Source organism: Bacillus sp. FSL M8-0025, assembly GCF_037975475.1.
Lineage (GTDB): Bacteria > Bacillota > Bacilli > Bacillales > Bacillaceae > Bacillus > Bacillus subtilis.
Genome location: NZ_CP150258.1, coordinates 3995787 through 4014436, shown reverse-complemented (window position 1 = coordinate 4014436; position 18650 = coordinate 3995787). Strand labels below are relative to the sequence as shown.

At 44.6% G+C, this 18650-nt stretch carries 17 protein-coding genes and 1 pseudogene; 13 read left to right on the top strand and 5 right to left on the bottom strand.

Annotated elements, in window-relative coordinates; translation table 11 throughout:
- Positions 1-211 precede the first annotated feature (211 nt).
- From walR to MKX38_RS20640, 7 genes and pseudogenes are all read left to right on the top strand, one after another.
- Positions 212-919 (top strand): cell wall metabolism DNA-binding response regulator WalR, encoded by a 708-nt coding sequence (walR, locus tag MKX38_RS20670; RefSeq protein ID WP_003244363.1) that lies wholly within the window; start codon positions 212-214, stop codon positions 917-919.
- Positions 920-926: 7 nt separating this feature from the next.
- Positions 927-2762 carry a cell wall metabolism sensor histidine kinase WalK gene (gene walK, locus MKX38_RS20665; RefSeq protein WP_009968432.1) on the top strand — a complete coding sequence of 612 codons (1836 nt, stop codon included), beginning with the start codon at positions 927-929 and terminating at the stop codon, positions 2760-2762.
- A complete protein-coding gene (gene walH / locus MKX38_RS20660; protein WP_217019889.1) occupies positions 2752-4119 on the top strand; it encodes a WalRK two-component regulatory system regulator WalH in 1368 nt (455 codons plus the stop codon). The genes walK and walH overlap by 11 nt, the downstream gene beginning before the upstream one ends.
- Positions 4106-4948: a WalRK two-component regulatory system regulator WalI gene (gene walI, locus MKX38_RS20655; protein WP_015250811.1), complete on the top strand. Its 843-nt coding sequence runs from the start codon at positions 4106-4108 to the stop codon at positions 4946-4948. The genes walH and walI overlap by 14 nt, the downstream gene beginning before the upstream one ends.
- A gap of 21 nt (positions 4949-4969) precedes the next feature.
- On the top strand, positions 4970-5764 hold the full coding sequence (locus MKX38_RS20650; protein ID WP_003226939.1) for an MBL fold metallo-hydrolase: 795 nt from the start codon (positions 4970-4972) through the stop codon (positions 5762-5764).
- A gap of 81 nt (positions 5765-5845) precedes the next feature.
- Positions 5846-7048: a serine protease HtrC gene (htrC, locus tag MKX38_RS20645; protein ID WP_339188224.1), complete on the top strand. Its 1203-nt coding sequence runs from the start codon at positions 5846-5848 to the stop codon at positions 7046-7048.
- Positions 7049-7068: 20 nt separating this feature from the next.
- Positions 7069-7198 (top strand): annotated as a pseudogene (locus tag MKX38_RS20640) (hypothetical protein).
- Here MKX38_RS20640 and MKX38_RS20635 read toward each other — a convergent pair.
- Together MKX38_RS20635 and MKX38_RS20630 are read right to left on the bottom strand one after the other, a co-directional pair.
- Complete coding sequence (locus tag MKX38_RS20635) at positions 7195-7695, bottom strand: PepSY domain-containing protein (protein WP_033882751.1); 501 nt, start codon at positions 7693-7695, stop codon at positions 7195-7197. The pseudogene MKX38_RS20640 and the gene MKX38_RS20635 overlap by 4 nt on opposite strands.
- 160 nt (positions 7696-7855) lie before the next feature.
- On the bottom strand, positions 7856-8755 hold the full coding sequence (locus tag MKX38_RS20630) for a PepSY domain-containing protein (RefSeq protein ID WP_046381473.1): 900 nt from the start codon (positions 8753-8755) through the stop codon (positions 7856-7858).
- Between the two features lie 211 nt (positions 8756-8966).
- Between MKX38_RS20630 and MKX38_RS20625 the strand changes: the two genes are divergently transcribed.
- Together MKX38_RS20625 and MKX38_RS20620 are read left to right on the top strand one after the other, a co-directional pair.
- On the top strand, positions 8967-9650 hold the full coding sequence (locus MKX38_RS20625) for a response regulator transcription factor (RefSeq protein ID WP_038428106.1): 684 nt from the start codon (positions 8967-8969) through the stop codon (positions 9648-9650).
- On the top strand, positions 9647-11113 hold the full coding sequence (locus tag MKX38_RS20620) for an ATP-binding protein (protein ID WP_339188221.1): 1467 nt from the start codon (positions 9647-9649) through the stop codon (positions 11111-11113). The genes MKX38_RS20625 and MKX38_RS20620 overlap by 4 nt, the downstream gene beginning before the upstream one ends.
- On the opposite strand, the gene rocR is transcribed toward MKX38_RS20620, so the two are convergent.
- Positions 11095-12480, bottom strand: coding sequence for an arginine utilization regulatory protein RocR (rocR, locus tag MKX38_RS20615; RefSeq protein ID WP_003244510.1), 1386 nt, complete (start codon positions 12478-12480; stop codon positions 11095-11097). The genes MKX38_RS20620 and rocR overlap by 19 nt on opposite strands.
- A 237-nt stretch (positions 12481-12717) precedes the next feature.
- Between rocR and rocD the strand changes: the two genes are divergently transcribed.
- The 3 genes from rocD to rocF all read left to right on the top strand — a co-directional run bounded on the left by rocD (position 12718) and on the right by rocF (position 16513).
- Positions 12718-13923: an ornithine aminotransferase gene (gene rocD / locus MKX38_RS20610; protein WP_024571526.1), complete on the top strand. Its 1206-nt coding sequence runs from the start codon at positions 12718-12720 to the stop codon at positions 13921-13923.
- Between the two features lie 222 nt (positions 13924-14145).
- Entirely contained in the window at positions 14146-15549 is a 1404-nt protein-coding gene (locus MKX38_RS20605; RefSeq protein WP_014481465.1) for an amino acid permease, read from the top strand.
- Between the two features lie 73 nt (positions 15550-15622).
- The gene (gene rocF / locus MKX38_RS20600; RefSeq protein ID WP_003226959.1) at positions 15623-16513 is read left to right on the top strand and encodes an arginase; all 891 of its coding nucleotides are present in this window, start codon (positions 15623-15625) and stop codon (positions 16511-16513) included.
- Positions 16514-16749: 236 nt separating this feature from the next.
- Here the strand turns inward: rocF and MKX38_RS20595 are convergent, their stop codons facing one another.
- Both MKX38_RS20595 and rapG read right to left on the bottom strand, forming a co-directional pair.
- Entirely contained in the window at positions 16750-16866 is a 117-nt protein-coding gene (locus MKX38_RS20595) for a Phr family secreted Rap phosphatase inhibitor (RefSeq protein ID WP_003226961.1), read from the bottom strand.
- Positions 16867-17964: a response regulator aspartate phosphatase RapG gene (gene rapG, locus MKX38_RS20590; protein ID WP_339188220.1), complete on the bottom strand. Its 1098-nt coding sequence runs from the start codon at positions 17962-17964 to the stop codon at positions 16867-16869.
- Positions 17965-18074: 110 nt separating this feature from the next.
- Here rapG and MKX38_RS20585 point away from each other — a divergent pair, with 110 nt between their 5' ends.
- A complete protein-coding gene (locus MKX38_RS20585; protein ID WP_106610977.1) occupies positions 18075-18545 on the top strand; it encodes a GNAT family N-acetyltransferase in 471 nt (156 codons plus the stop codon).
- Positions 18546-18650: the final 105 nt, after the last annotated feature.

The window sequence follows — 18650 nt, the reverse complement described above, 5'->3', positions numbered from 1 at the left end:
TTTTTTAAAAAAAGTTGACCAGCATGACAATAGATAAACAACTGGCGATAAAGGTGAAACATGTGTTTTTTTTCTAAACCTTTATTTTTTTTATCTTTTGACCTTAAACCGTTATAATAGACAAGGACCCATTCTTTACATGGGCCATAAGTGATGAAACGAATGTTATATAGATGAAATGAAGTCATTCGGCAGGAGGAAAATCAAAATGATGGATAAAAAGATCCTTGTAGTAGATGATGAAAAACCGATTGCAGATATATTGGAATTTAACTTAAGAAAAGAAGGCTATGAAGTGCACTGTGCCCACGACGGAAACGAAGCCGTTGAAATGGTAGAAGAGCTTCAGCCTGATTTAATTCTTTTAGATATTATGCTCCCGAATAAAGACGGCGTTGAAGTATGCCGCGAAGTCAGAAAGAAATACGATATGCCAATCATTATGCTGACGGCTAAGGATTCAGAAATTGACAAGGTTATCGGGCTTGAAATCGGTGCCGATGACTATGTCACAAAACCATTCAGCACACGCGAGCTCTTGGCGCGTGTAAAAGCGAACCTGCGTCGCCAGCTGACGACAGCGCCTGCGGAGGAAGAGCCTTCCTCTAACGAGATTCATATCGGCTCTCTCGTCATCTTCCCTGACGCGTACGTTGTTTCAAAACGAGACGAAACAATCGAATTGACTCATCGTGAGTTCGAATTGCTTCATTATTTAGCAAAACATATCGGACAAGTGATGACCCGTGAACATTTGCTTCAAACCGTTTGGGGCTATGATTACTTCGGCGATGTCAGAACGGTTGACGTAACAGTCCGCCGGCTTCGTGAAAAAATCGAGGACAACCCGAGCCATCCAAATTGGATCGTCACACGCCGCGGTGTAGGTTATTACTTGAGAAACCCAGAACAGGACTAATGCCCATATGAATAAGGTTGGTTTTTTTCGGTCGATCCAATTTAAGATTACCTTGATTTATGTGCTTTTGATTATCATTGCCATGCAAATCATTGGTGTGTATTTTGTCAATCAGGTAGAGAAGTCGCTGATCAGCTCTTATGAACAATCGCTGAATCAGCGAATCGACAACCTTTCTTATTATATCGAACAAGAATATAAGAGCGATAACGACAGTACCGTCATAAAGGATGACGTCAGCCGTATTTTGAATGACTTCACGAAAAGTGATGAGGTTCGGGAAATTAGCTTTGTAGATAAAAGCTATGAAGTGGTCGGTTCTTCAAAGCCGTATGGTGAGGAAGTGGCAGGGAAACAAACGACCGATCTGATTTTCAAAAGAATTTTTTCTACCAAACAGTCGTATTTAAGAAAATATTATGACCCGAAAAGCAAAATCAGAGTTCTTATTTCCGCGAAGCCCGTCATGACTGAAAACCAAGAGGTTGTGGGCGCGATCTATGTTGTCGCGAGTATGGAAGATGTCTTTAATCAAATGAAGACGATCAACACGATACTGGCGTCCGGCACAGGTTTGGCACTTGTTTTGACGGCTCTTCTCGGTATTTTTCTGGCAAGAACCATTACCCACCCGCTTTCAGATATGCGAAAGCAGGCGATGGAGCTTGCGAAAGGGAATTTCTCGAGGAAGGTTAAAAAGTACGGGCATGATGAAATTGGGCAGCTAGCCACAACGTTTAACCACTTAACGAGAGAGCTTGAAGATGCCCAGGCGATGACTGAAGGAGAACGCAGAAAGCTAGCCTCTGTCATTGCTTATATGACAGACGGCGTTATCGCCACAAACCGAAACGGAGCGATTATTCTCTTAAACAGCCCGGCGCTGGAACTGTTGAACGTTTCACGTGAAACAGCCTTAGAAATGCCGATTACGAGTTTGCTGGGGCTTCAAGAGAATTATACTTTTGAAGATTTAGTGGAGCAGCAGGATTCTATGCTGCTTGAAATTGAGCGCGATGATGAATTAACGGTGCTTCGCGTGAATTTCTCTGTGATTCAAAGGGAACACGGCAAAATTGATGGTTTAATCGCTGTCATTTACGATGTAACCGAACAAGAGAAAATGGATCAGGAACGCAGAGAATTCGTTGCGAATGTATCACATGAGCTGCGGACGCCGCTTACGACAATGCGCAGCTATTTAGAAGCGTTAGCCGAAGGCGCGTGGGAAAATAAAGACATTGCTCCGCGCTTCTTAATGGTGACGCAAAATGAAACAGAGCGTATGATCCGGCTTGTCAATGATCTGCTTCAGCTGTCGAAATTTGACAGTAAGGATTATCAATTTAACCGGGAATGGATTCAGATTGTCCGGTTTATGTCGCTTATTATTGACCGTTTTGAAATGACAAAAGAGCAGCATGTGGAGTTTATCCGCAATCTGCCGGACAGAGATCTGTACGTCGAGATTGACCAGGATAAAATAACGCAGGTGCTCGATAATATTATTTCTAACGCTTTAAAATATTCACCGGAAGGCGGACATGTCACGTTCTCGATTGATGTCAATGAAGAGGAAGAACTTCTCTATATCAGCGTGAAGGATGAAGGGATCGGCATTCCGAAAAAAGATGTCGAAAAAGTATTTGACCGCTTCTATAGGGTGGATAAAGCGAGAACGAGAAAGCTTGGCGGCACCGGTCTGGGATTGGCGATTGCCAAGGAAATGGTACAGGCGCACGGCGGAGATATTTGGGCGGACAGCATAGAAGGAAAAGGCACGACGATTACATTTACTCTTCCATATAAAGAGGAACAAGAGGATGATTGGGATGAAGCGTGAAAATATAAAAACGATATTACTTACGGTACTCGTCGTCATCAGTCTTGTTTTTACATGGGGGATATGGACGTTCCAGCCAAACTTTTCTGAAGGCTCATCCTCAACAGAGTCTACTGTGCGTGAGAAACACAAAATCGAAAAAACGACCCAAAAGCTGTCTGAAACGGTAAGGCCGAGGGACATGTTTATCCATGATGACGGCGCTCATTACAAAGTGGATGACAATGCCCTCTATGAAGAAATCTGGTCTGACTTGCCGCATTGGGATGTAAAAGGAATTAAAGATATTTCGGATCAGTATGACAAGTCTGGATTCAAGAGCTGGTTTTATGGAATAGGCGGTTCTGAAGCCAAGCTTGACTTGCAATTCAGCGATACGATTCCGATTGATATTTTCCAAACGCTGTTTAAATGGTCTAATCAGTCGTTTGAATACAGTTCGTTTGATCATATTCTGATCCCGTTCAATGAAACAAAAGCGAACAAGAAAATCTATTTGGTGTCTTACAGCAAGCAGCTCATTCTTGAAGTGACGGTTGAATCAGCAAACTACCGGAACATTATGAACGACTTGAAAAACAGGCAATCAAATATGCCGGCGTTCAGTTTGTTCTCCATTGGCTCAAAGAAAGAGTTCTTGCTGCCGAACAAACCGCTTACGATGGACAAAAAAGAATTTGTCACAGAATCGATTAAAACAAATACCTTTAAGCAGGCTTTGTTTAGTGATCCGAGCATCGTAAGAGAAGATTCGAATTACAACAACAGAAATGTGCTGACAGATGGGATCAGCCGTTTAGATGTGAATCTTAGCCAGCGCCAGGTGCAATTCCAGCAGCGCAATTTGGTGCAGAGCACATCCTATCAAACGGGAGAATTAATTAAAAAGAGCCAAAAATACCTTGAGGATACCGGAAGCTGGACGGATCACTATCAATTTTTCAGTATCAATGACAGCCAGCAGCTGAGCTTCTATATCTTTATGGATCAGATCCCGGTCATTAACAGCATCGCCAAACCTTTCGGAGCGACATCGGCGATTACGGTGCAATGGGCGAATGATGATATTCTCAGCTATAAGCGGCCGAATTACAGTCTCGGAACGAATCCGATTAAAACAAGTGAAACAGAGCTCATGAGCGGCAGCGAAGTGAGGATGCTGCTTTCGAAACAAACCGCTTATGATACGGACAAAATTGATCAGATCTTCCTTGCTTATCAATTGGTATCAACATCAACCAACGATGATCCTCTCGTTGAACTGGAACCGGTTTGGGCGATGAAAGTAAATGGAAAAATTGTGCCGATTACAAAGGATTTATTGAGGAAGGAGGGGGCTAACAGTGGAGTGGAATAAGACAAAATCAATCTTCATCGTTGCCTTCCTCATTTTAGATATTTTCTTAGGCTATCAGTTTTTTCAAAAATGGCAGGCTACCGGCAAAGAATATGAAGTCATTAAAAATGATGTCGAGCATGACATGAAGGCCGATCATATCACGTATGAAGGCTTGAATAAGGAAGCAACAGAAGGCTATCGGATCACAGCAAATCAAAAATCCTTCACCAAGGAGGAAATTGAGGCGCTGAAGGATCAAAAGCCTTTGATGGACATGCCTAGTGATGATCATAAAGTAACGAGCCTGAAAATGAAGTTTGCAAATCCCATCGCCCTATCTAAGAAGGATATCGAGGACGATGCCCAGGCACTTGTTTCTTCAAAGATTCAAGATGGCGAAAAATATAAGCTTTGGAAGGTTAATAAATCGAAGAAAGAAATTATTTTCTTCCAAACGTACGAAGGCCATTATATTTACCAAAAGACCGATAATCCCTCTAATATGATCGGGCAAGTGGTGCTGCACTTAAACGGTAAAAACGAGGTTGTGTCATACGACCAGACTACGCTTGAGACCTTCAAGCAAATCCAGAAAGAAAGCTTAATTACTGAAATGGATGCGGTTGAGCTATTGTACTATCAAAATCAATTAAAAGAATACAGCACTGTGAAGAGCTGTAAATTCGGCTATGTAGCACAATATCCGCTGACAAGTACGCAGGTGCTGGCGCCGGTATGGAGAATTACGGTCGAGTACGAGAAAAAAGTGAACGGTGAGAAAAAGACAGTACAAGAGTATTTTACTGTGAATGCTTTGGAGAGTACGATTTTAGATACAGATCAATGAAAATAATGGAGTGAGACAAACATGAGCTTGCAATTTAGCGTACTTGCGAGCGGGAGTACGGGAAATGCGTTTTACCTCGAAACAGAGGATCACGCATTTTTAGTGGACGCCGGTTTGAGCGGGAAAGCCATGGATGGGCTGATGGCGCAGATCGGGCGTAAGCTGGATGATGTAGACGGCATTTTTGTGACGCATGAGCATAGTGACCATATTAAGGGCCTTGGTGTCGTCGCCAGAAAGTACAAGCTTCCGATCTATGCGAACGAGAAGACTTGGAAAGCGATGGAGAATCAAATCGGCAAAATTGACACCGATCAAAAGTTTGTATTTCCGATGGAGACGGTAAAGTCGTTCGGCGGACTTGATGTTGAATCGTTTGGCGTCTCCCACGATGCGGCCGAACCGATGTTTTATGTGTTCCATTATAACGGCCGAAAGCTCGCGTTAATGACAGATACGGGATATGTCAGCGACCGAATGAAAGGCATTATCCGTTCAGCGAATGTGTTTGTGTTTGAAAGCAATCACGATGTCGGTATGCTGCAAATGGGAAGATACCCATGGAGCATTAAGCGGCGGATTTTAAGTGACGTCGGGCACGTGTCAAATGAAGATGCTGCCTTGGCGATGACGGATGTCATTGGCGATGAGACGTCTCGTATTTACCTGGCGCATTTGAGCCAGGACAACAACATGAAGGAGCTGGCAAGAATGTCTGTGCAGCAGACATTGGCTTCTAAAGGATTTGTGACGGGTGAGACATTTGACTTATACGACACTGATCCGAAGAAGGCCACTCCGCTTTGCGCTGTATAATTTTTCTATGTAAATCATGACTATTCTAGGAGTTTCTAACCCACAATATAACCATATTAACGTTCTTGGAAAGGATGGAATATGGTGGATTACGAACGTGAGGAAGAACATACTACTCCTGAACAGCCAAAGAGAAGCAAAAAAGGATATTTTCTTTCGAGTCTGATTGGCGTGATTGTCGGTGCCGTATTAATGGCGTTTATCATGCCGTACCTTTCAAATGAAGGGCTGGATACAGGCGCCTTAGATCAGCAGCAAAACAACAATGGCCGGGAATCAATCAGGACGGTGAATGTCAGTGTCAACAATGCCGTCACTAAGATTGTCAGCAATGTGTCGCCCGCCGTTGTCGGTGTTGTGAACATCCAAAAATCAGATATTTGGGGAGAGAGCGGCGAGGCTGGGAGCGGCTCTGGCGTCATCTATAAGAAAAATGACCATTCCGCTTATGTCGTGACCAACCATCATGTCATCGAAGGCGCTTCCCAAATTGAAATCAGCTTGAAAGACGAATCGCGTGTATCAGCTGATCTTGTCGGCAGCGACCAGCTGATGGATCTTGCCGTTTTACGGGTGAAAAGCGATAAAATTAAAGCAGTCGCCGATTTCGGAAATTCAGATAAAGTGAAGTCTGGGGAGCCGGTTATTGCGATCGGGAACCCGTTAGGCCTTGAGTTTGCTGGCTCTGTCACACAAGGCGTCATCTCGGGTACGGAGAGGGCGATCCCAGTAGATTCAAACGGTGATGGACAGCCTGACTGGAACGCAGAAGTCCTGCAAACAGATGCGGCCATTAACCCTGGGAACAGCGGCGGCGCTTTGTTAAATATGGATGGGAAGGTCATTGGCATCAATTCAATGAAAATTGCCGAGTCAGCGGTTGAAGGGATTGGCCTGTCCATTCCGTCTAAGCTCGTGATCCCTGTGATAGAGGATTTAGAGAGATACGGAAAGGTCAAACGCCCGTTCCTTGGCATTGAGATGAAATCCCTAAGCGACATCGCAAGCTATCATTGGGATGAAACATTAAAGCTTCCTAAGAACGTCACCAATGGAGCGGTTGTGATGGGTGTAGACGCCTTTTCACCTGCCGGAAAAGCGGGACTGAAGGAACTCGATGTCATCACGGAATTTGACGGTTACAAAGTAAATGATATTGTTGACCTGCGAAAACGGCTTTATCAGAAAAAAGTCGGTGACCGGGTGAAGGTGAAGTTTTACCGCGGCGGAAAAGAAAAATCTGTTGACATCAAGCTGTCGTCCGCAGACCAATTAGGAAGTTAATCAAAACAGTCTGGCATCGTTTGCCAGGCTGTTTTGATATGCAAAAAAACTGAACGGGGGTCACGCCCGTTCAGTTGAAAAGGATATATCGAATATGAAGAAAAATACAAGATGGATGTTACACGTGAAACAGCAGCAAATGGCTGTTAACTGCAAATACCTCCATTCTCAGCATTCACTTTAATGGTTTGTACCGTGTGGTTGCTGGCTGTGATGGTGATGATATACACATAGGTGCCATTTTCTTTCTTCAATGCTGAAGATGTGACGGTACCTTTGCATTTGTTCAACGCAATGCTTTGTGCTTTTGCTTTTGTGATCGCGGCTTGTTTATTTTCAACGTGATGCTTGACGATTTTTCCGCTGTTGCGGTTAATGTTAAAGGTGTGAATTTTGCCATCCTCACCAAGCACTTTAATGACATAGACATAAACGCCATCTGCTTTCTTCATTTGTGCTGATTGAACTGCGCCTTTGCAGTTCTTTATAGCGACAGTTTTTGCTTTAGAGAGCGTAATAGAAGCCTGCTGTTGGGTTTGAACTTTAGCAGTGTCTTCTTTATGCAGAACAGCCGCGTGTGCGGATGATAAAGAACTGATTGAAATGACCGCGCCTAAAGCAGCTGCAGAACATATTTTCATATTCATTTGTAGGTCCTCCTTAGAAAAAGAACTGAACGCGGGTCACACACGTTCAGTTTAAAAGAGTATTTAGAAAAAGGTAGACATGAACTTAGAACTTTGTGTTAAAACAAGACTGGTGTTATACGTTGAATTTCAGTTATTTTACTGCTGGCAAGCAGTTATTTTATTTGCAAATGCTTCCGTTTTCAGCGTTCACTTTCACTGTATGTTCAGTGTGGTTTTGGGCAGTGATTTTAAACACGTAAACGAATGTGCCGTTTTCTTTCTTCAAATCAGTAGATTTCACTGTGCCTTTACATTTATTTAGTGCAATTTGATGTGCTTTTGTTTTTGTAACGGCTGCGTTTTTCTTTTGCACTTCTTGTTTTACGATTTTACCGCTGTCACAGTTGACATGAATTTTATGAGTTTTTCCATCTTCGCCAAGCACTTTGACAACGTAGATGTATGCGCCGTTTTCTTTCTTCAGTTCAGAAGATTGAACTGCGCCTTTGCATTTGTTGAGTGCGATTTGATGCGCTTTTGTTTTAGAAAGATGTGCTTGTTTCTTTTGCTCGTGTTTTGCGACTTTGCCGTTTTCTCCATTGATATGGAGCGTGTGAAGGCTTCCGTCTTCACCCATTACTTTCACGACGTAAGCGTAAACACCGTTTTCTTGCTTCAGCTCAGAAGATTGAACCGCACCTTTGCAGTTTTTCAAAGCGATCGATTGGGCTTTTGTTTTGCTGATATAGCTTTGTTTCTTTTGAACATCATGTTTCACAACTTTGCCGCTGTTGCAGTTGACGTTCATCGTATGCTGTTTGCCGTCCTCACCGAGAACTTTCACAACATATACGTATGTGCCATTCACTTTCTTCATTTGGGCCGTTTGAACAGTACCTTTGCATTTGTTCAACGCAACCTGTTTTGCCTTTGCTATTGTGATGGAAGCCTGTTGCTTCGTCTCAACCTTCGTTGATGTATCATCCTTTTGAATGACAGCGGCGTGAGCAGAAGTGAAAGAACTGATTGAAATAATCGTTCCCAGTGCAGCTCCTGATAAAACTTTAGTGATATTCATGTGAGATTCCTCCTTTATTTCATTGTTGGCTGTACCAACTAAGGCAATTGTATAGGCCGAAGCTGAAAATCAAATGAGGGCTGGCTGAAAACTTGCTGAATTCAGCTGATTTTTAGGGAAGATTCAGTTTGTTTTCAGGTAAAAACGAATAATAGGAGGGGAAGGGAAAAAACTAATCAGAGGTTTATGCCAACTAAGGAGAGAGCACAGCATGAATAGGATGAAAGGCATCAAGATTTTGCTCGTGGACGATGAACCGGCGATATTAGATTTTTTGACAATGGGTCTTGAAAATGAAGGCTTTGAAGTGAAGACAGCAGCTGACGGAATGACAGCGATGAACACCGTAAAGACATTTCAGCCGCATGTGGCCATCTTGGATGTGATGATGCCCGGAATGGATGGACTGGAAGTATCAAAAATGATAAAAAAAACCGGCCATACCGCGGTTATTATGCTTACGGCCAAGGATGAGGTGGGGGTTCGGGTAAAAGCGCTGACAGAGGGCGCTGATGATTATATGATCAAACCCTTCAGCTTTGAAGAGCTGCTGGCGCGAATCTATGCGAGAATTCGGGATCACTTTCCCAACCTGTTTGAAGAATTCGCGCTCGGTCCGTTTCGAATTGATGATCGGCGCAGAGAAATCCGCTATCAGGAAGAGGTGCTCAAGCTTTCAGCAACAGAATACGAGCTTTTAAAGTTTTTGGTGCTGAATCACGGCCTTGTGCTCAGTAAAGCAAGGATTCTGGATAAAGTATGGGGGTATGATTTTTACGGAGAAGAGAATATTGTTGAAGTGTACATTCGTTCCTTGCGGGAAAAATTGAATGACAAAAAGCATGAAGTGATCCGAACGGTTCGGGGTGCGGGCTATCGGGTGGATATTGAATGAAAAAACGATTCAAAACACTGCGCTTTCAGCTTTTATTCCGTTCATTATGCATTCTCGTTCTTCTATTGGTGTTTGTCGGCGCTATGCAATATGTGTTTGGAAAACGCCTCTTATATGAAAACCGAGCTGTCAGCATTCAAAGTTATATCAACTCAACGGAGCCAACCATCTGGAATAATATTAAAACATACAAAAGCCATCCCGACAGCTCGGAAAAGTCAGATGGTGCTGTCCGTCCCGCCTTTATCTATCCGGGCGTGACCATTGTTTTTATCGATAAGAAAACAAAAGACAGTACGGTATTGTCGACCGATCCATATGCGGGAGCACCGCCAACAGTGAAAAAAAGTATATATGATGAGGCATTAAAAGATACGATGGCCTTGCATTACAAAATCACGAAAAATGAATCCGGCGAGGAAGTGCTGATTGTGTTTCAGGCTATTACTATTGATGGAAAAGAAGCAGGCGTGATCCAAATGAGTACTTTAACAGAACCACTGAAGGACGTACTGCTCCGGCAAATCAGCATTTATTCCACGCTCTCGCTGGTTGCGCTCCTGCTCGGGCTTTTCACGTTCTTGCCTGTGGTCAGACATACGCTTAAACCGTTATCACAAATGGTACATATGATGGGAGATATTAATGCAGGAAATTTGAATAAAAGGCTTCCTGTATATCGAAAACAAATGGAAATCGATACGCTTGCCATTTCGTTTAATCGCATGCTGGAGCGGATTGAAACGTCATTTAAAGCAGAAAAAGAGGCGAAGGAGCGCATCCGGCAATTTGTATCAGACGCTTCACATGAACTGAGAACACCTTTAACGTCGATACACGGCTTTATCGAAGTGCTGCTGAGAGGCGCCGCGCTTCAGCCGGAGCAGAGAGATAGGGCGCTGAATAGTATGTATGAAGAGTCGAAGAGAGCCACTCGGCTGATTGAGGATCTGTTGTTTTTGGCAAAAATTGATCGGGTGCCGAGCTTTGAAATGAAGAGAGGAAATCTCGATGCGCTCATAAGGGAGATGGAGCCGCAGCTCAGTCTGCTTGCGAAAGAAAGAAGGCTGCAGCTGCTGCTTGAGGATGACGCTAAAGCGGTGTTTGACCGGGATAAGATGAAACAGGTCATTCTGAATTTGGTTTATAACGCGGTGCAGTATACAAATGAGAGAACCGGTGCCATCACCATTTCTCTGCAAAAAGGCAGTGCCGGCGTGATGCTGATGATAGCGGACAACGGCACAGGCATCGCGCCGGAGCATTTGCCGCATATATTTGACCGGTTTTACAGGGCAGACCCATCCCGCTCCCGGAAATATGGAGGTTCGGGATTAGGCCTTGCTATAACGAAATCGATTATCGACAGCCACAATGGGTCGATTGAAGTGAAAAGTGAAATCGGCAGAGGCACTGTTTTTCTGATCAGGCTTCCTGCTCCGGATTATTCGTTAGACGAGTGAGAAAATTTCTTCAGCCGATATTGGAGGCTTTGTCTGCTGATGCCAAGCTCCTGAGCAGCTTTCGAGATGTTATGGCCGTGTTTTCTTAACACGTTCTCTATCACATATTTTTCGAAGCTCTCCATTTTTTCTTTTAAGTCCGCGGCCGGCTGGTGTCTTGGTGTTTCCGGCTCTGGGATGTCAGCCGGCTTGATTTTCATGCGGTATTGATAGGGCAAATGGGAAGCCGTAATCGTTTGCTCGTCCGTCATGAAATTCATTGCGCCTTCGATCATATGCTCAAGCTCGCGAATATTTCCCGGCCAGTCATAAGAAAGGAAAAATTGCTTCACGTCATCGCTGATGTGTTCAACATTCATTTGGAACAGATGGTTGTTTTTCTGGATGAACTCCGACGCGAGAAGCAAAATGTCTTCTTTTCGTTCCCGAAGCGGCGGGATGATCAGCGTGACGACACTCAGCCTGTAATACAAGTCCTTCCGCATTCGTTCGCCTGCAATTGCATCAATTGGGTCTTCATTCATCGTGGCAATAATACGTACGTCAATCGGTGTATCCTTTGTTGAACCGATGCGCCTGATTTTCCGTTCTTGAAGGGCGCGCAGCAGCTTCGCCTGAAGGCTGAGATTCAGCGAGTTGATTTCATCTAACAGCAGCGTCCCGCCGTGGGCTTGTTCAAACAGGCCGGGCTGGTCGACAGCGCCGGTAAACGCGCCTTTTTTCGTCCCAAACAAAATGCTTTCCACAAGGCTGTCTGGCAGTGCCGCACAGTTTTGCGAAATAAACGGGCCGCCAGAACGATCGCTTCCATTATGGATACTTTGCGCGAACAGTTCTTTTCCCGTGCCGGTTTCGCCTGCGAGAAGGACAGATGATGACGTACGGGTTGCCCGCTTGGCGTTTTCGATGACGTCTTGAATGGCCGGACTGGTGCCGAGAATACTGTCAAACGTATAGGTTGTGCTGCCTTTTTTGTTCATATTCTCCCTGATCAGCCGTTCAAGCTTTGTCACATCCTTGGCAATTTCAACAGCGCCCCTGATTTTGCCGTCTTGGACGATGGGATATGTATGATTGATCGTCGTAATTTCCTGACCTTTATTATTGAAGTAGCTCTGTTTGACGTTTTTAATCGTCTTGCCTTCCTGAAGAGCCTGTACCAGTGTGCTGTCCTGCTGCTTTGAAAACATAAACACATCCATCAGGTTTTTATTCAAGACGTCATGCTTCTCCATATCTTCAATCTGCATCATTTTATTGTTATAAACGATTGTGTTTCCATGCTCGTCTACCACGTGCAGGCCAACATCGATTTCATCTAAAATGCTCTGAAAAACCAATGTGAGGAATTCGCTGTCTTTGACCACTGTATGAACCTCCCTCAGTTTTCTTAATATTGCTTCTATTTTATAAAAAAATGGAGAGGATATGCAAAAGAATTTTGCACTTGCTGAAATTTTTGCTCGAAATATCAGAATGTTTTTGCACCTTGTCCTCGAAAATTGTAGAAAACACACGAATTCTTGATTTGGCACAGAACTTGCATTTATATAAAGGGAAAGCAGGATAACATGTTGAAACAGAAAACAAGGGGGAATTCAAATATGCCAGCTTTATCTAAATCCAAAGAAATTATTGATCAGACGTCTCATTACGGAGCCAACAATTATCATCCGCTCCCGATTGTTATTTCTGAAGCGCTGGGTTCTTGGGTAAAGGACCCGGAAGGCAATGAATATATGGATATGCTGAGTGCTTATTCTGCGGTAAACCAGGGGCACAGACACCCGAAAATCATTCAGGCATTAAAGGATCAGGCTGATAAAATCACCCTCACGTCACGCGCGTTTCATAACGATCAGCTTGGGCCGTTTTACGAAAAAACAGCTAAACTGACAGGCAAAGAGATGATTCTGCCGATGAATACAGGAGCCGAAGCGGTTGAATCCGCGGTGAAAGCGGCGAGACGCTGGGCGTATGAAGTGAAGGGAGTAGCTGACAATCAAGCGGAAATTATCGCATGTGTCGGGAACTTCCACGGCCGCACGATGCTGGCGGTATCTCTTTCTTCTGAAGAGGAATATAAACGAGGATTCGGCCCGATGCTTCCGGGAATCAAACTCATTCCTTACGGCGATGTGGAAGCGCTTCGACAGGCCATTACGCCGAATACAGCGGCATTCTTGTTTGAACCGATTCAAGGCGAAGCGGGCATTGTGATTCCGCCTGAAGGATTTTTACAGGAAGCGGCGGCGATTTGTAAGGAAGAGAATGTCTTGTTTATTGCGGATGAAATTCAAACGGGTCTCGGACGTACAGGCAAGACGTTTGCCTGTGACTGGGACGGCATTGTCCCTGATATGTATATTTTGGGCAAAGCGCTTGGCGGCGGTGTGTTCCCGATCTCATGCATTGCGGCGGACCGCGAGATCCTAGGCGTGTTTAACCCGGGCTCACACGGCTCAACATTTGGCGGAAACCCGCTTGCATGTGCAGTGTCTATCGCTTCATTAGAAGTGCTGGAGGATGAAAAACTGGCGGATCGTTCTCTTGAGCTTGGCGAATACTTTAAAAGCGAGCTTGAGAGCATTGACAACCCGGTTATTAAAGAAGTCCGCGGCAGAGGGCTGTTTATCGGTGTGGAATTGACAGAAGCGGCACGTCCGTATTGTGAGCGTTTAAAGGAAGAAGGGCTTTTATGCAAGGAAACGCATGATACAGTCATTCGTTTTGCACCGCCATTAATCATTTCCAAAGAGGATTTGGATTGGGCAATAGAGAAAATTAAGCACGTGCTGCAAAACGCATAAATCCGCACCATGGCGGGATATTCACTTCGTTTGTATAAATTTACAACAGAAAAATCAGCACTCCCTATTTGCTCAGCTACAGTATTTTAGTATAATGTATCTTTATGAGAAGAAGTGAATTTTATATTAAATAGATAGAGACTCTTTGGACAGCAAACTGGGATAGCACCATGCAGATGTTCCAGCTTAGATCCAATACAAGTTGCTGAAGGGGTGCAGAAAGTGAATACAAACCAAGATAACGGAAATCAGCTCCAGCGGACAATGAAATCACGCCATTTGTTCATGATTTCATTGGGCGGAGTGATCGGAACCGGTTTCTTCCTTGGAACCGGGTTTACCATTAACCAAGCGGGACCGCTCGGCGCGGTTCTGTCCTATTTAGTGGGCGGCTTTATCATGTTTTTGACCATGCTCTGCTTAGGAGAGCTGGCAGTCGCCTTTCCTGTGTCAGGGTCCTTCCAGACCTATGCCACGAAATTTATCAGCCCGGCCTTCGGGTTTGCGTTCGGCTGGCTGTACTGGCTCGGCTGGGCGGTTACATGCGCCATTGAATTCTTATCAGCGGGGCAGCTGATGCAACGCTGGTTTCCGCATATAGACGTGTGGATCTGGTGTCTGGTCTTTGCGGCACTGATGTTTATTTTAAATGCGATCACCACAAAAGCCTTTGCGGAATCTGAATTCTGGTTCTCAGGCATTAAAATTTTGATTATCCTTTTATTTATTATTCTCGGCGGAGCTGCCATGTTTGGCCTGATTGATCTGAAGGGCGGAGAGCAGGCGCCGTTTTTGACACATTTTTATGAAGACGGGTTATTTCCGAACGGCATAAAGGCAATGCTGATTACGATGATTACCGTGAACTTTGCGTTTCAGGGGACTGAGCTGATTGGGGTTGCAGCCGGAGAAAGTGAAGACCCTGAAAAAACGATTCCACGGTCAATCAAACAGACAGTATGGAGAACGCTTGTCTTCTTTGTGCTTTCAATCATTGTCATTGCCGGCATGATTCCGTGGAAACAGGCGGGTGTCGTGGAAAGTCCATTTGTTGCCGTATTTGAGCAAATCGGAATCCCATATGCAGCTGATATCATGAACTTTGTTATTTTAATCGCGCTGTTATCTGTTGCGAATTCAGGTTTATACGCATCGACACGTATTCTGTACGCGATGGCGAATGAAGGACAGGCCTTCAAAGCGCTCGGCAAAACAAATCAGCGCGGTGTGCCGATGTACTCGTTAATCGTAACGATGGCTGTGGCCTGCCTATCACTTCTGACAAAGTTTGCGCAGGCTGAAACTGTATATATGGTACTGTTATCTTTGGCGGGCATGAGCGCGCAGGTCGGCTGGATTACGATCTCGCTTTCCCAAATCATGTTCAGACGCAAATATATCCGCGAAGGCGGGAAGATAGAAGATTTGAAATTTAAAACACCGCTTTACCCGGTGCTTCCGCTGATCGGCCTAACATTAAATACGGTCGTGCTCATCAGTCTTGCATTTGATCCGGAGCAGCGTATCGCGCTGTATTGCGGCGTACCGTTTATGGTCATTTGCTACATCATTTATCATGTCGTCATTAAAAAACGCCAGCAGGCAAATCGTCAGCTAGAGCTTTAAAAACGTTGTCCGCAAGTCATCTTTGTTATAACCCGCATAGGACATTATCTTAAATGTTGAGGTGGAATCACAGATGGATAAAACGATTTCGGTTATTGGAATGCCAATGGATTTAGGACAAGCACGACGCGGAGTGGATATGGGCCCGAGTGCCATCCGGTACGCTCATCTGATCGAGAGGCTGTCAGACATGGGATATACGGTTGAAGATCTTGGAGACATTCCGATCAACCGCGAAAAAATCAAAAATGACGAGGAACTGAAAAACCTGAATTCCGTTTTGGCGGGAAATGAAAAACTCGCGCAAAAGGTCAACAAAGTCATTGAAGAGAAAAAATTCCCGCTTGTCCTGGGCGGTGACCACAGTATTGCGATCGGCACGCTGGCAGGCACAGCGAAGCATTACGATAATCTCGGCGTCATCTGGTATGACGCGCACGGCGATTTGAATACACTTGAAACTTCACCATCGGGCAATATTCACGGCATGCCGCTCGCGGTCAGCCTCGGCATTGGCCACGAGTCACTGGTTAACCTTGAAGGCTACGCGCCTAAAATCAAACCGGAAAACGTCGTCATCATTGGCGCCCGGTCACTTGATGAAGGGGAGCGCAAGTACATTAAGGAAAGCGGCATGAAGGTGTACACAATGCACGAAATCGACCGTCTTGGTATGACAAAGGTCATTGAAGAAACCCTTGATTATTTATCAGCATGTGATGGTGTCCATCTGAGCCTTGATTTGGACGGACTTGATCCGAACGACGCACCGGGTGTCGGAACCCCTGTCGTCGGCGGCATCAGCTACCGGGAGAGCCATCTGGCTATGGAAATGCTGTATGACGCAGGCATCATTACCTCAGCCGAATTCGTTGAGGTTAACCCGATCCTTGATCACAAAAACAAAACAGGCAAAACAGCAGTAGAGCTCGTAGAATCCCTGTTAGGGAAGAAGCTGCTGTAATAAGAAAACCCCCGCATCCCGCGGGGGTTTCAGCGTGTCGACAAACCCTCGCATTCGTTGTCAGGCCTGCGCTTCGGTGCTCACGAATTCCAAACATTCGCTGCGCTCCAATGCTCGTTCTTCCTAGACTTCAAGGGTTTTCAATCACGCTGAAAAGATGAAAGAATCCTAAAACTACAAACCGTTTTAGGATTCTTTCGTTAAATTGAACCCCCGCACCCGCGGGGGTTTTTCATTTATCCAATCATTTTCTCAGCGACTTTCATTTCCTGTGAATGGGTTTGATGGTCCGCAATAAACCAACCTGATAAAATCACCGCTGCGACGCCTGCGCCAATCAGAAATCTTTTCATTTATATAACCTCCGTTCGTTTAATCAGTTCTTCAATCTGTAATGCTTCATAAAAAAAGTGGGCAGCTTCTTTGTAAAGCTCAAGTTCCCTATACCGTTCGCCAGCCAAAATGGAAAGTTCTCTTACACTGTCATACTCTTTCTCGGACAACAAGTCATCCATATGTTGTTTGCATAAGTGAAACGTTTCCGCATGACCCCCTTCTGCATAAATGGCATATAAAATGTCTATTTTTGCCTCACATATTCTATTCGGCTCAGCAGTCAATTTTTCCTTCACTTCTTGGTAATAAGATAAGGCCTGTTCTTTCTTTTTGATCTTAAACAGCTCTCGTATCAGCAAGTAGACAGAATGATAATAATAGGCGGAGCGGGCATACTCATCGTTCCGTAGAGCCTCCTCTAATTTCGAAACCGCTTCTTCTGATTTGCCGCTTTGTGCATGAAGAAGGCCGAAGTTATGCAAAAGCTGGGCTTCAAAAAAATGATCCTCTAATTCACTCGTGATCCGAATTGCTTCGTCCAAATAAGCCTCAGCTTCTTCAAACTGGCTCATCTCTGTAAAATTGCCTGACATGGTAATCAGGGCTGAAGCCAGCTTCTTTTTATAATCAGTCTCTTCTCTGAATGTTTTGACTGCTCGCCGTGTATGATTGAGGGACACAATATTTTGTCCCAGCTTATAATAGAGCTTTCCGACCTTCAGGTGAAATTCGGCTTTCTCAATCGGATCGGGAATGTTGTCGAGATACTGCTCTGCATCTTTATACAGCCCAATGGCAATGTCATAATTATTTTTATAGGCCTCATACATGCCTTCAAACAGAAAAAAGTAATATTTCAGCATGTCAGACGTAGCATTCATATGAGAAGGCTCCTCATGCTGAAAGCCCTGTCCTCTCGCCTCGTGAAGCAAAACCTTGTGGCGCAGTTCCAATAAGGAGAAGTAGGCAAGCACCTCCTGATCCTCTTCCATGTCATCCAATAAAGGCTTCACTTCTTCAAATAAACGGGAGGATTCTTCAACTTCATGTTTCTTGATGGCAAGGTACCAATCGTTGAGCATGCTAGCGATTTCTGCGGGTGCGATCTTATTCATGTGAAACTCCTTTCTCTAGTGACTTATCAATCTCAGTTGCTTATTCTGATAGTAACACCTCTTTCTATTTTATGTAAAATCCTCTAGTCAATATATGAAGGAGAGATGATATGACAATCATGCTGACCCCAATGCAGTCAGAAGAATTTCGGTCTTATCTCACATACACAACAAAGCATTACGCGGAAGAAAAGGTAAAAGCGGGAACATGGCTGCCTGAAGATGCACAGCTTTTGTCTAAGCAGGCGTTTACTGATCTGCTTCCGAGAGGGCTGGAAACACCCCATCACCATTTGTGGAGCCTCAAGCTGAATGAAAAGGATATCGTTGGCTGGCTCTGGATACATGCTGAACCGGAGCATCCGCAGCAGGAAGCGTTTATTTATGATTTCGGGTTATATGAACCGTATCGGGGAAAGGGCTACGCAAAGCAAGCATTGGCGGCATTAGATCAAACGGCACGCAGCATGGGAATCCGCAAGCTGTCCCTTCATGTCTTTGCCCATAATCAGACGGCGCGAAAGCTATATGAGCAAACCGGATTTCAAGAAACAGACGTAGTGATGAGCAAGAAGATTTAACGAAAAGGGCCTGATAAAGGCCTTTTTCTGTAAACGATTTCTAAAAATTCTGTAAATAACCTAGTTACTTTCCTTATTTTCCTAATATAATGTGGGTGAGGAAAT